14 protein-coding genes are annotated in these 13390 nt (G+C 67.1%); 5 read left to right on the top strand and 9 right to left on the bottom strand.

All coding sequences use genetic code 11. The annotated features are described in order from the left end of the window. Positions 1–33: 33 nt before the first annotated feature. On the bottom strand, positions 34–396 hold the full coding sequence (locus C1922_RS06320) for a glycine zipper 2TM domain-containing protein (protein WP_108748986.1): 363 nt from the start codon (positions 394–396) through the stop codon (positions 34–36). A gap of 154 nt (positions 397–550) precedes the next feature. Here C1922_RS06320 and C1922_RS06315 point away from each other — a divergent pair, with 154 nt between their 5' ends. The 4 genes from C1922_RS06315 to katG all read left to right on the top strand — a co-directional run bounded on the left by C1922_RS06315 (position 551) and on the right by katG (position 6756). Continuing rightward, the gene (locus C1922_RS06315; RefSeq protein ID WP_108748985.1) at positions 551–955 is read left to right on the top strand and encodes a barstar family protein; all 405 of its coding nucleotides are present in this window, start codon (positions 551–553) and stop codon (positions 953–955) included. A 112-nt stretch (positions 956–1067) separates the two neighbouring features. Continuing rightward, complete coding sequence (mutS, locus tag C1922_RS06310; protein WP_108748984.1) at positions 1068–3659, top strand: DNA mismatch repair protein MutS; 2592 nt, start codon at positions 1068–1070, stop codon at positions 3657–3659. A gap of 113 nt (positions 3660–3772) precedes the next feature. Continuing rightward, positions 3773–4372, top strand: coding sequence for a DUF937 domain-containing protein (locus tag C1922_RS06305; RefSeq protein ID WP_108748983.1), 600 nt, complete (start codon positions 3773–3775; stop codon positions 4370–4372). A gap of 143 nt (positions 4373–4515) precedes the next feature. Continuing rightward, on the top strand, positions 4516–6756 hold the full coding sequence (katG, locus tag C1922_RS06300; protein ID WP_108748982.1) for a catalase/peroxidase HPI: 2241 nt from the start codon (positions 4516–4518) through the stop codon (positions 6754–6756). Positions 6757–7046: 290 nt separating this feature from the next. Here the strand turns inward: katG and C1922_RS06295 are convergent, their stop codons facing one another. The 3 genes from C1922_RS06295 to C1922_RS06285 form a co-directional block, all read right to left on the bottom strand. Then, positions 7047–8240 (bottom strand): cellulase family glycosylhydrolase, encoded by a 1194-nt coding sequence (locus tag C1922_RS06295; protein WP_234413470.1) that lies wholly within the window; start codon positions 8238–8240, stop codon positions 7047–7049. Positions 8241–8397: 157 nt separating this feature from the next. Beyond that, positions 8398–8805, bottom strand: a complete 408-nt coding sequence (locus C1922_RS06290) for an RNA-binding S4 domain-containing protein (protein WP_108748981.1) — start codon at positions 8803–8805, stop codon at positions 8398–8400. A gap of 9 nt (positions 8806–8814) precedes the next feature. Continuing rightward, on the bottom strand, positions 8815–9054 hold the full coding sequence (locus C1922_RS06285; protein ID WP_108748980.1) for a hypothetical protein: 240 nt from the start codon (positions 9052–9054) through the stop codon (positions 8815–8817). A 62-nt stretch (positions 9055–9116) separates the two neighbouring features. Here C1922_RS06285 and C1922_RS06280 point away from each other — a divergent pair, with 62 nt between their 5' ends. Further along, the gene (locus C1922_RS06280; protein WP_108748979.1) at positions 9117–10574 is read left to right on the top strand and encodes an MATE family efflux transporter; all 1458 of its coding nucleotides are present in this window, start codon (positions 9117–9119) and stop codon (positions 10572–10574) included. An 80-nt stretch (positions 10575–10654) separates the two neighbouring features. On the opposite strand, the gene C1922_RS06275 is transcribed toward C1922_RS06280, so the two are convergent. The 5 genes from C1922_RS06275 to trmD all read right to left on the bottom strand — a co-directional run bounded on the left by C1922_RS06275 (position 10655) and on the right by trmD (position 13383). Then, a complete protein-coding gene (locus C1922_RS06275; protein WP_108748978.1) occupies positions 10655–11053 on the bottom strand; it encodes a DUF1801 domain-containing protein in 399 nt (132 codons plus the stop codon). Between the two features lie 42 nt (positions 11054–11095). Beyond that, positions 11096–11527 carry a DUF1801 domain-containing protein gene (locus C1922_RS06270; RefSeq protein ID WP_108751499.1) on the bottom strand — a complete coding sequence of 144 codons (432 nt, stop codon included), beginning with the start codon at positions 11525–11527 and terminating at the stop codon, positions 11096–11098. A gap of 78 nt (positions 11528–11605) precedes the next feature. Continuing rightward, complete coding sequence (locus C1922_RS06265) at positions 11606–11986, bottom strand: DUF6404 family protein (RefSeq protein WP_108748977.1); 381 nt, start codon at positions 11984–11986, stop codon at positions 11606–11608. A gap of 82 nt (positions 11987–12068) precedes the next feature. Beyond that, on the bottom strand, positions 12069–12470 hold the full coding sequence (gene rplS, locus C1922_RS06260; RefSeq protein WP_005408597.1) for a 50S ribosomal protein L19: 402 nt from the start codon (positions 12468–12470) through the stop codon (positions 12069–12071). 154 nt (positions 12471–12624) lie between these two features. After that, positions 12625–13383, bottom strand: coding sequence for a tRNA (guanosine(37)-N1)-methyltransferase TrmD (trmD, locus tag C1922_RS06255; protein ID WP_108751498.1), 759 nt, complete (start codon positions 13381–13383; stop codon positions 12625–12627). Positions 13384–13390: the final 7 nt, after the last annotated feature.

Here is a 13390-nt window from a genome sequence, read left to right as displayed (position 1 = left end):
CGGGTACTGCAGGTGGAAGGGACTACAAAGGGTTTATCGGTACACGCGTTCGCAGCGGCGCTCGACCACGCGGTCGCCGGTCTTGTTCTGGTGGTTGCCCTGGATCTGGCGGCCCGCTGCACCGCCGGCCACGGCACCGGCCACGGTGGCCAGTTTCTTGCCGTTGCCGCCGCCCACCTGGTTACCCAGCAGGCCACCCACCACCGCACCGGTCGCGGTACCGGTAATGCGGTTCGGGTCACGCGAATTGCGCTGCACTTCTACGTTCTTGCAGACCACGCGGCTGCCGTCGTTGAACTTGCGGCCTTCATCGCGCGGGCCATAGGTCTGTGCACCGGCAACCGACGACGCTGCCAGAAGGCTGCCCAGCAGCAGTACGCGGATAGAAGTATTCATGGCGGTCTCCTGTGTTGCGGTATGGCGCAAGTGTCTCGTGGGCGGTGGCAACCACAGGTGAAATCCAGATCACTGCGCGCTGAACGGCCATGTGCGGTTCATCTACGCCGCGCTGCGTTGCTACAGTGACGAGACCTTGAAAAGAGGCCCGTGCATGGACAACGACGTTCCGCTGGAACTGGTGCTGGAAGGCAGTGCCGTGCATGACATCGCCAGCTTCTACGCCGAGATCAACCGCGTCTTCATGACGGGCGAAGACTGGCAGCTGGGGCCAAGCCTGGATGCGCTGGATGACCTGCTGTACGGCGGCTACGGGGTGCTGGCCGGGCACGCCACGGCAACACTGGTCTGGAAGGACATCGCCCACACGCGCCACGCGCTGGGTGAAGCTACCACCTGGGCATGGTTGCAGGACAAGCTCGACAACACGGCCACGTTCAATACGGCGACCGTCGAGCGACAATTACGGGCACTGCAGCGCGGCGAAGGCGAAAGCTACTTCGAGATCGTGATGGAGATCTTTGCCGGGCATCCGAACATCAGCCTGCGGATGGAATGAGGGCGCCTGGCGGGGGCGCGCCGAGCCTCCCCTAGCCGTTACCATGGGCAGCCCTGTACCCGTCTCCGCCCTGCGGCCTGCCCGCGGCGGACACCCCTGATCCACGAGCCCCATGTCCAAAGACAAGTCCGCCGAACACACCCCGCTGATGAAGCAGTTCTTCGCAGCCAAGTCCGACTACCCGGACCTGCTGCTGTTCTTCCGCATGGGCGACTTCTACGAACTGTTCTACGACGACGCCCGCAAGGCGGCGCGGCTGCTGGACATCACCCTGACCCAGCGCGGCAGCTCCGGCGGTGCGCCCATTCCGATGGCCGGTGTGCCGGTGCACGCCTACGAAGGCTACCTGGCGCGGCTGGTGGCGCTGGGCGAATCGGTGGCCATCTGCGAACAGATCGGCGACCCGGCGCTGGCCAAGGGCCTGGTGGAACGCAAGGTGGTGCGCATCGTCACCCCCGGCACCGTCACCGACGAGGCGCTGCTGGACGAGCGCCGCGACACCCTGCTGATGGCCCTTTCGCGCACGAAGCAGGGCTACGGCCTGGCCTGGGCCGACCTGGCCGGTGGCCGCTTCCTGGTCAACGAAGTCGAGACCGACGACGCATTGGAAGCCGAACTGGCCCGGCTGGAGCCGGCCGAACTGCTGGTGCCCGACGAAGAAAACTGGCCCGAATTCCTGCGCCAGCGCACCGGTGTGCGCCGCCGCGCGCCGTGGCTGTTCGATGCCGACAGTGGCCGCCGCCAGCTGCTGGCCTTCTTCAAGCTGCACGACCTGAGCGGCTTCGGCATCGACGACAAGCCGCGTGCCACCGCTGCCGCCGGCGCCCTGCTCGGCTATGTCGAAGAAACCCAGAAGCAGCGCCTGCCGCACCTGACCTCGATCGCGATGGAAACCGCCGGTGAGGCGATCGCGATGAATGCCGCCACCCGCCGCCATCTGGAACTGGATACGCGCGTGGACGGCGACACCCGCAACACACTGCTGGGCGTGCTCGACAGCACGGTGACGCCGATGGGCGGCCGCCTGCTGCGCCGCTGGCTGCACCGTCCGCTGCGTCTGCGCGATGTGCTGGTACAGCGCCACCATGCGGTGGAAACGTTGATCGACCGCGGCAGCGATGCGGACATCCGCGAACAGTTCCGCCGCCTGGGTGATCTGGAACGCATTCTTACCCGCGTGGCGCTGCGTTCGGCGCGCCCGCGTGATTTTTCCACCCTGCGCGATGGTCTGGGCCTGCTGCCGGCCGTGCGCGAGGTGCTGGCACCGCTGGATTCGCCGCGCCTGCAGACCCTGCACGCCGCGCTGGGCGAGCATGACGAGTGCGCGCACCTGCTGGCCAGCGCCATCGCCGAAATGCCGCCGCTGAAGCTGAGCGATGGCGGCGTGCTGGCCGATGGCTTCGATGCCGAACTGGACGAGCTGCGCCGCCTGTCCACCCACGCCGACCAGTTCCTGGTCGACCTGGAACTGCGCGAGCGCGAGAGCAGCGGCATTCCCACCCTCAAGGTGGGCTACAACCGCGTGCACGGCTACTACATCGAAATCAGCAAGGGCCAGTCCGACCGCGCGCCGGTGCACTACACCCGCCGGCAGACGCTCACCAATGCCGAGCGCTACATCACCGAAGAACTGAAGGCGTTCGAGGACAAGGTGCTGTCCGCGCGCGATCGTTCGCTGTCGCGCGAAAAATACCTGTACGAGCAGCTGCTGGACACGCTGGGCAGCCAGCTGGAACCGCTGAAACAATGCGCCGCCGCGCTCAGCGAACTGGACGTGCTGGCCGCCTTCGCCGAACGCGCGCAGGCGCTGGACTGGGCGCGCCCGGAGCTGCAGGCCGAGCCCTGCCTGAAGATCGAACGCGGCCGCCACCCAGTGGTGGAAGCGGTGCGCGAACAGCCCTTCGAACCCAACGATCTGGACCTGCACCCGGACCGTCGCATGCTGGTCATCACCGGCCCGAACATGGGTGGTAAATCCACCTACATGCGGCAGAACGCACTGATCGTGCTGCTGGCCCATATCGGAAGCTTCGTGCCGGCCAGCCGTGCGCTGATCGGCCCGATCGACCGCATCCTCACCCGCATCGGCGCCGGCGATGATCTCGCGCGCGGGCAGTCGACCTTCATGGTCGAAATGGCCGAGACCAGCTACATCCTGCACCACGCCACCGCGCATTCGCTGGTGCTGATGGACGAGATCGGCCGTGGCACGTCCACCTACGACGGCTTGGCCCTGGCCGATGCGGTGGCGCGCCATCTGGCCTACCAGAACCGCTGCTACACGCTGTTTGCCACCCACTACTTCGAACTGACCGCACTGGCCGACGAGCAGCACGAAGGCGGCCGCAGCGGCATCGCCAACGTGCACCTGGATGCCGTCGAGCACGGCGAAGCCCTGGTGTTCATGCACGCGGTGAAGGACGGCCCGGCCAACCGCAGCTTCGGCCTGCAGGTGGCTGCGCTGGCCGGCCTGCCGCGCGCCACCGTGGCGCAGGCAAGGCGCCGCCTGGCCGAACTGGAACAGCGCGGTGGCGAAAGCCATGCGGCCGCCGTGGCCCCGCAGGCGCTGGATGCACCGCAGCAGTTCGGCCTGTTCGCCGCGCCATCGAACAAAGCGCAGGAAGCGCTGGCGGCGATCGATCCGGACGAGCTGACCCCGAAGCAGGCGCTGGAAGCGCTGTACCGGTTGAAGACGTTGTTGTAAGCAGATTTGACGTGGTGCCGGGCCCCTCGCCCGGCGCCATGAACCCTTCGCATTTCCGTCGTGTACCCGGCGTTATGCTCGGGCGGTCCTTCCTTCACTGAACGGAGACCGCCATGAATACCCAATCCCTCGCCGCATCCCTGTTCCAGCAACTGCAGCAGGGCCAGGGCCTGCAGCAGGTATCGCAGCAGCTTGGCCTGGACAGCGCGCAGACCCGCCAGGCCGTGGGCAGCGCCCTGCCCCTGCTGCTGGGCGCCATGGGCCAGAACGCCAGTGAGCCGCAAGGCGCGCAGTCCCTGCTCAATGCCCTGCAGCGCGACCACAGTGGCGGCGGCGGCTTCGACCTGGGCGGCATCCTTGGCGCGGTGATGGGCGGCGGCGGCAGCGGTGCCGCCGACGGCGCCGGCATCCTCGGCCACGTGTTCGGCGGCCAGCAGCCACAGGCGGCCGCGGCCCTTGGCCAGAGGACCGGGCTGGACAGCGGCACCTCCGGCAAGCTGCTGGCGATCCTCGCCCCCATCGTCATGTCGTTTTTGGCGCAGCGATTTGCCCAGCAGGGCAATGCCAGCGAACTCAGCAGTGCGCTGGGGCAGGAAACGCAGAGCGGCGGCGGTCTGGGCAGCTTGCTGGGCGGCGCCCTGGACCAGGACGGCGATGGCCAGTTCGGCGCCAGCGACCTGATGAAGCTGGGCGCAGGCCTGTTGAAGCGCTGATCGGCCACGACCGTCCTAGCCAGACGGCACCATAGGCCACCACTATCGCATTGGTTGAATCAATCGAATTTACCGATCATCAGGCCCTGCCTATCGTGGGCTTGAACCCGATTCCCATTTCGCCAGCCCACAGGTAGATACCCATGAAAAGCGAAGCCAAGTGCCCTTTCAACCATGCCGTGGTCGGTGACGCCACAACCAATCGCGACTGGTGGCCGAACCAGTTGCGGGTAGACCTGCTCAACCAGCACTCCAGCCGCTCCAATCCGCTCGATGCGGGCTTCGATTACGCCACGGCCTTCAAGGGCCTGGACTACGCCGCGCTGAAGGCCGACCTGAAGGCACTGATGACCGATTCGCAGGACTGGTGGCCGGCCGACTTCGGCCACTACGGCGGCCTGTTCATCCGCATGGCCTGGCACAGCGCCGGCACCTACCGCATCGGCGATGGCCGCGGTGGCGGTGGTCGCGGCCAGCAGCGCTTCGCTCCGCTCAACAGCTGGCCGGACAACGTCAGCCTGGACAAGGCACGGCGCCTGCTGTGGCCGATCAAGCAGAAGTACGGCCAGGCCATTTCCTGGGCCGACCTGCTCATCCTCACCGGCAACGTCGCGCTGGAATCGATGGGCTTCAAGACGCTGGGCTTCGCCGGCGGCCGCCCCGATACCTGGGAACCGGACCAGGACGTGTACTGGGGCCGCGAGACCACCTGGCTGGGCGGCGACGTGCGCTACAAGCACGGCTCCGAAGGCGTGCAGGAAGACCACGGCGTGCTGGTGTCCGATGACGATGCCGACGGCGATGTGCATTCGCGCAAGCTGGAAAACCCGCTGGCGGCGGTGCAGATGGGCCTGATCTACGTGAATCCGGAGGGCCCGGACGGCAACCCCGACCCGGTGCTGGCCGCGCATGACATCCGCGATACCTTCGCCCGCATGGCGATGGACGACGAGGAAACCGTCGCCCTGATCGCCGGTGGCCACAGCTTCGGCAAGACCCACGGCGCCGGCCCGGCCGACAACGTCGGCAAGGAACCCGAAGCCGCCGGTCTGGAAAACCAGGGCCTGGGCTGGGCCAGCAGCTTCGGCAGCGGCAAGGGCGGCGACACCATCACCAGCGGCCTGGAAGTGACCTGGACGCGCACCCCGGCGCAGTGGAGCCACGACTTCTTTGAGATCCTGTTCGGCAACGAATGGGAACTGACCAAGAGCCCGGCCGGTGCCCACCAGTGGGTGGCCAAGAATGCCGACGCGGTCATTCCCGATGCGCACGATCCGTCGAAGAAGCATCGCCCGACCATGCTGACCACCGACCTGTCGCTGCGCATGGACCCGGCCTACGAAAAGGTCTCGCGCCGTTTCCTGGAAAACCCGCAGGCCTTCGCCGATGCCTTCGCCCGCGCCTGGTTCAAGCTGACCCACCGTGACATGGGCCCGCGCGCGCGTTACCTCGGCCCGGAAATTCCGGCCGAACAGTTCATCTGGCAGGACCCGCTGCCGGAAGCGCAGCACCCGCTGATCGACGCCAAGGACATCGCCGCGCTGAAGCAGCAGATCGCCGCCAGCGGCCTGAGCGTGGCCGAGCTGGTGTCCACCGCCTGGGCGTCGGCCTCCACCTTCCGCGGCTCGGACAAGCGCGGTGGTGCCAACGGTGCACGCGTGCGCCTGGCCCCGCAGAAGGACTGGGCGGTGAACCAGCCGCAGCAGCTGGCCAAGGTGCTGGCCGCGCTGGAAAAGGTGCAGGCCGCGTTCAATGCCGGCAGCAGCAAGCAGGTGTCGCTGGCCGATCTGATCGTGCTGGCCGGTGGCGTGGGCGTGGAACAGGCGGCCAAGGCCGGTGGCCATGAGGTGAGCGTGCCATTCACCCCGGGCCGCACCGATGCCAGCCAGGAACAGACCGACGTCGAATCGTTTGCGGTGCTGGAACCGGCGGCGGATGGTTTCCGCAATTACTTCAAGGGCGCCTACAGCGTGCCGGGCGAGGCGCTGCTGATCGACAAGGCGCAGCTGCTGACCCTGACCGCACCGGAGATGACCGCCCTGGTCGGTGGCCTGCGCGTACTCGGCGCCAATGCCGACGGCGGCAAGCACGGCGTGCTCACCGCGCGCCCGGGCACGCTCAGCAACGACTTCTTCGTGAACCTGCTGGACATGGGTACGCAGTGGAAGGCTACGGGCCGCGAGAGCTACGAAGGCCGTGGCCGCAACGACGGCGCCGCCCGCTGGACCGGCACCCGCGCCGACCTGGTGTTCGGGTCCAATGCCGTGCTGCGCGCCCTGGCCGAGGTATATGCCAGTGCCGATGGCGAGAAGAAGTTCGTGCAGGATTTCATCGCCGCCTGGACCCGGGTGATGGAACTGGACCGCTACGACCTGCACGGCTGACCGGATCTGGTAGGTGCCAACCTTGGTTGGCACATGGCAAAACCGCCCACCAAGGTGGGCGACTACCAAGGCAATCCGACGGTAGATGCCAACCTTGGTTGGCATGCAGCAAAACCGCCCACCAAGGTGGGCGACTACCAGGGCAATACGACGGTAGATGCCAACCTTGGTTGGCATGCAGCAAAACCGCCCACCAAGGTGGGCGACTACCAGGGCAATACGACGGTAGATGCCAACCTTGGTTGGCATGCAGCAAAATCGCACACCAAGGTGGGCGACTACCAGGGCGCCTACGGCGCCCCGTCCTGCAACCGCTGCAGGATCGGCGCAAACAACGGCGTCCTCGGCGAACGCGGTGGCTGCACCGTTTCGCCCTTCTCCACCGCCTGCCAATACGACCACGGCAGCGCCTTGTCGCCCAGCTCGTAGTCCATCCCATCCCAACCATCCTCACGGAAGGCATAGAACGCCCAGTGCACCTGCTGCTGCTCGGCCACCGCCAGCACATCGCGCAGGTAGGCTGCGCAATCCGGCCAGCGCCGCATGCAGCCGAACTCACCGACCACCATCCGGTTGGCACCGATGCCATGGGTCCTGGCCCAGTCCATCGGCTGCTGCAGGTAGCTGCGCACGCGCGATGCATCCCAGCGCTGCCTGGCCGGCCCGAACGGCACCGTGGCCGGGTAGCGGTACGGCGTGGCGCGCTTCTGGTTCGGCGCACTGGTCGCCGCGTACGGCTCGTACATGTGCACGCTGTACAACAGCTTCGTATCGTCCAGCGGGGCCGGCCAGTAATCGAAGGCATCGGCCGCCGCGTACCAGCCGGCATCCAGCATCAGCGGCATGTTCACATCCACCGCACGCACGCTGGCGATCAGCCCGCGGTACAGCACGCGCAGATCACGTGGACCGTCTTCTACGCTGGCGTACCACTGCTGCATCGCCGCGCGTGATGCATGTTCGGCCAGCGCAGTGCCGTACTCGGGTGCCGGTTCGTTGATCAGGTTGTAGGCGGCCAGCGCCGGGTGTCCCTTCAACGCCGTGGCCAGGTCTCGCCAGAAACGCTGCGCCGGCAGGTGGTTGTCCATCGACTGCCACAGGCGCTGATCGACCTTGCCATCGTTCTTCTGTTTCCAGCGCAGCAGGGGCAGCGACAGCGGTACCAGGACTACCTTCAGGCCCGAGGCATCCGCGTCATCCAGCGCACGCCGCAGGGTCACCACGTCGGCGGGCACCAGCCCCTGGTAGTGGTCGGCATCGCCCATCAGGAAGTCGCGGCCGCCGGCACTTTTCCACTTGTCCGGGCTCAGCCGCACCCAGGTCGCGCCGGTGCCACGCAGCGCCTGGAAGTAGGCGCGGTCGGGCGGATTTTCGTTGAAGCTGTTGCCACCGCGTTGTGGCGTGTCCCAGAAGGTGATGTCGGCGGCGAACGCCGGGGCGGCGGTGGCGAGGGTCAGGCACAGCAGCGTGCGGCGCAGGAACATGAGGATCTTCCATGAAGAGGAAGATCCAACGTGCGCGGTGAAAACCGAATGCTGGCTGAGTGCCGGCGGGGCCGCGCACGTGGCGCGGCCCTGAACCGGTAGATGCCAACCTTGGTTCGCACGCGGCAAAACGCCCCACCAAGGTGGGCGACTACCGTCAAAGCGCGTCCAGATCACCCAACGCGCGGATCAACCTTCGTGCGCGCTTGTCCGGCTTGTGCTCCGGCGGCTGGAAACCATCACGGGCGGCGATGCGCAGCGCACGTTGTTCGGCACGGCGCGCCTTGGAGGCTTCGCTTTCGGCATACAGTTGCTGCGCCACCGGCGCCGGTCCACGCTGGTCGCTGATGCCCAGCACCTGCAGCTCGAAATGCTCCTCGCCACGGTCCACCTGCAGGTGTTCGCCCACACGCACCGCGCGTGAGGATTTCGGGCGCTGCCCGGCCACGCTCACCTTGCCGGTTTCAATGGCCTGCTTGGCCAGGCTGCGGGTCTTGAAGAAACGGGCCGCCCACAGCCAGATATCCAGGCGGACACTGGGCGGCAGCGGGGAAAGCGCATGCATCGGCGGAAACTACTCCGGGGGTCGATTCAAGGGACGCGGGTTGTCCGGGTCGACCCGGCAGCCGGTGCCGCCGATCAACGGCTTCACACCAGAGGCCAGGTCCTGGCGTTGGCTGCCCACCAGGCATTCGGGTCGGTCGGTCGGCCGTATCTGGGTGTCGCCCAGGCGGTCGTCCATGGAACATGCGGGCAGCACGGCCACGATCAAGGCCAGCGCGATCCCGCACACCCCCTGCTGTTGCTGATGCATTGCCACACCCCGCAAACCGGCTTGGTGCTAGTGTGCGCCTCCCGGCATTCGATCTCCAGCCCATGGCCAAAGCGCCTCTTGACCTGACTTCCGGCCCGATCGGCCGCAACCTGTTGCTGTTCGCGCTGCCGATCCTGGCGGGCAACATCGCCCAGTCGCTGAACGGTTCGGTGAATGCGGTGTGGGTCGGGCGCTTCTTGGGCGAGGCCGCGCTGACGGCCACCGCCAACGCCAACAACATCATGTTCTTCCTGATCGGTTCAGTGTTCGGCTTCGGCATGGCCGCCACCATCCTGATCGGCCAGGCCATCGGCGCGCGCGACATCGGCCAGGCGCGGCGCGTGGTCGGCACCAGTGCCACATTCTTCATCGGCCTGTCGGTGGTCATTGCCATCGCCGGCTGGTTCCTGGCCCACCCACTGCTGGAAGCGATGGGCACGCCGGCCGCCTCGCTGCCGCTGGCCGAGGCCTACCTGCGTGTGATCTTCCTGGCCATGCCCACGCTGTACGCGTTCGCCTTCCTCAGCGCCGCGCTGCGGGGTGCTGGCGATTCGCGCACGCCGTTCCGCTTCCTGCTGGTATCGGTGGTGCTGGATATCGCACTGAACCCGGTGCTGATCTTCGGCCTGGGCCCGCTCCCGGAACTGGGCATTGCCGGCTCGGCCTGGGCCACGCTGGTGTCGCAGACGCTGTCGCTGGCCGGCCTGTTGCTGTACATGCGGCACAAGCGCCACACGCTGTGGCTGGGGCGCGCCGACATGCACCTGTTCAAGCTCGACTTCACCATCCTGCGCGCGCTGGTGGTCAAGGGCGTGCCGATGGGCCTGCAGATGGTGCTGATCTCGCTGTCGGTCATCATGCTGATGACCATGGTGAACCAGTACGGCACCGACACCGCGGCCGCCTATGGCGCATCGCTGCAGCTGTGGAACTACGTGCAGATGCCGGCCATGGCCATCGGTGCGGCGTGTTCGTCGATGGCCGCGCAGAACGTGGGCGCGCAGCGCTGGGACCGCGTGCGCGGCACGGCGCGGCAGGGCGTGCTGTTCAACTTCCTGCTGACCGGTGCGCTGATCCTGCCGCTGGTGGCGCTGGACCAGTATTCGCTGGCGCTGTTCCTGCCGCAGGGCAGCGAATCGCTGCAGATCGCCCGCCATTTGAACCACGTAGTGATCGGCTCCTTCCTGTTCTTCGGTGTCAGCTTCGTGATCTCCGGCGTGGTGCGCTCCACCGGTGCGGTCATTCCGCCGCTGCTGATCCTGGCCGCCTCGCTGTGGGGCGTGCGCGTACCGTTTGCGGAATTCCTGCAGCCCTACTGGGGCGCCGATGCGATCTGGTGGAGTTTCCCCGCCGGTTCGCTGGTGTCCATGCTGTTGTCGCTGGCGTATTACCGCTGGGGTGGCTGGCGCAAGGCGCGGATGATCACCCCGCCAGCGCCGGCCGAAGTGCTGGCCACGCCGTCGGAAGTGCCAGCCTGCCCGCCCTCGCCGGTAGCCGACCCGGATGCCGTGACCCGGTAACCCCGCCGGCAGCGCCGGGCCACGCCCGGCCGATGTCTGACCTCCGCTGCGCTCGCCGGGCACGGCCCGGCGCTACCGTTCTACTTCGCAGCGTTGTGCGTGGCCGCAGCACGAATCAGGGCCTTGAACGCCGTGGCGTCAGGCATCTCTCCTTCGTGGATGTCGATCGCGCGCCGGGTCTTGCCTTCCAGGCTGGCATTGAACAGGCCCGTCGGGTCTGGCAGCGCGGCGCCGTGGGCGAAGGTCAGTTTCACTGCCTGCTTGTAGGTTTCGCCCGTGCACAGGATGCCGTTGTGTTCCCACACCGGCGTGCCGCGCCATTTCCAGGTTTCTTCCACGTCGGGCAGCGCCTGGTGGATCTGCGCGCGCACGCGGGCCAGCGTATCGCCGCGCCAATCGCCCAGTTCGGCGATGCGCGCATCGATCAGTTCGGCGGCGGCAATGCCGGCATCGGCGGGATCAGGCGAATGGCGGGGCATGACGGGAGCACTCCATCGTGGGTGGGACCATCTGCAGTGGAATTACATGCGTTCGCCGGGCAATGCGGCCGCCTGGCGCACCCAGTCGAGGAACTGGGTTTCATCCAATGGGCGATCTTCGAAGATGTGCAGGTAACGCGTATCGGCGCTTTTGGAGGGCTCCGGCGGCACCGGGTGCAGGGCGGCGCCGCGGAAGAACGCGACCTTGATGTAACGGCTGAAGCAATGGAGGCTGAGGAACCAACCTTCACCAGGCGCTGCGCCATACAACGGCGAGTTCCACTTCACCGCCTTGTGCACGCCGGGCACGGCCTGTTCCACCAGGGCATCCAGGCGCGCGCCCACAGTCTGTTTCCAGCCGGGCATGGCGGCGATGTAGGCCTGCACCGGCCCATCGCCCTCGCCCTTGGCGATCTGCGGGTTGCCACCGGACAACAGCTTCGGCGCAGCGGAGGCGGATCGCGTGGCAGGCATCGGCGGCAGCGGCAGCGGCAGGTACGTGCAGCCTAGCGCGTCCAACGGAGGTCGGTCATGGCGCAGCGCGCCATCGGCTCAGCCCCTCAGCGTGGCGAGGAAACCGCGCCAGTCGGGCAGCTTGCGGCTGTTGCGCAGCGAGCGCATCAGCGCGGCCATCACCAGGCCGAACAGGGCACCGGCCAGCAGACCGGCGGCCAACAGCAACGGCAACGGGCGTTCGCTGCCCTGCCAGACCAGCACCCACATCAGGCCGGTCCAGAACAGGCCGAACAGCAGGCCCTGCATCAGCGCATTCACCCCGAAACCGGCCAGGATCGGCGGCGGCAGGGGCACGCCCAGGCGCCACAGCGTGCGATGCAGCAAGGGCGCAGCCTGTGCGCGGGGCAGGCCCTGCCGGTCCAGGTAGCGCAGCGCGGCCTGGATGCGGGTCGGGTAGCGCGGGCTGATCTCATTCATGCCCTGATCGTGGCCGATACGGCAGCACAAACGCAAACGGCCACCCGAAGGTGGCCGTCGCGGCAACAACCGAAGTTGTCTATCAGGCCTTTTCGGCCAGACGGGCAGCCTTGGCGGCAGCAGCGGCAGCCAGGTCTTCCTTGATGCGGGCAGCCTTGCCTTCCAGGCCACGCAGGTAGTACAGCTTGCCGGCGCGGACCTTACCACGACGCTTCACTTCGACCGAGTCGATGATGGCGCTGTGGGTCTGGAAGACGCGCTCGACGCCGTAGCCGTGCGAGATCTTGCGCACGGTGAACGAGGAGTTCAGGCCGGCGTTCTTGGTGGCGATCACAACGCCTTCATAGGCCTGCACGCGCTCGCGGCTGCCTTCCTTCACCTTCACGTTGACGACAACGGTGTCGCCCTGGCTGAACTTCGGCAGTTCGCGGGTGATCTGGGCGGATTCGAATTCCGCGACGATGGACTTGTTCAGCTTGCTCATGGGTTACACCGATTCTTGTTCGGGTGGGCGTGTCGTTCTGACAACGTAGGCTCATGCAGTCACGGAACTGTGCTGCACGTTTGTTGTGGGTACTGCGCGCGCCGGCCGGGGCTGGCGGGAATTGGCCATGATAGCCGATAAAGCCAGCCCTGCGCTAGGGGCTGGCCTTGTGTTTCTGGGCCTGGCGGCCCTGCTCCAGCAGTTTGCGGTCGGCCTTGCCCAGCGCCTGTTCATCCAGCAGGTCCGGGCGCCGTTCGGCGGTACGCAGCAGCGACTGTTGCCGGCGCCAGGCGGCAATGGCCGCGTGGTTGCCCGAACGCAGCACGTCCGGCACGTCACCCAGCGGGTGCTGGGCCGGCTGGCTGTAATGCGGACAGTCGAGCAGGCCCAGGTCGCCTTCGAAGCTGTCCTGGGCGGCCGATTCGGCGTCGTTCAGAGCGCCGTCCTGCAGGCGGGCCACGGCATCGATGATGACTGCCGCACCCAGTTCGCCGCCGGACAGCACGTAGTCGCCCAGGGAAACCTCTTCATCAACGTTGGCTTCCAGGAAGCGTTCGTCGATGCCTTCATAGCGGCCACAGAGCAGGACCACGCGCGGCAGCGCCGCCAGTTCCCGCACCTTGGCCTGGGTCAGCGGCGCGCCCTGCGGGCTGAGGTAGATCAGCCGCGCCGGGGTCGGGTCGGCGTCGCGGATCGCCTGCAGGCAGGCCTGCAGCGGCTCGATCAGCATCACCATGCCGGGACCACCACCGAACGGACGATCATCCACCCGGCGGTAGTTGCCTTCGGCGTAATCACGGGGGTTCCAGCCGTGCAGGCTGAACAGCCCCTTCTCCTGCGCCCGGCCGACCACGCCCAGCCCAGCGGACTGGGACAGGAAGTCAGGGAACAGGGTGATGACGTCGAAGCGCATGCTCACA

The organism is Stenotrophomonas sp. ZAC14D2_NAIMI4_7, from assembly GCF_003086675.1.
Taxonomy (GTDB): Bacteria; Pseudomonadota; Gammaproteobacteria; order Xanthomonadales; family Xanthomonadaceae; genus Stenotrophomonas.
Note: the sequence above shows the minus strand (reverse complement) of the source record. Positions and strands in the feature narration are given on the sequence as shown.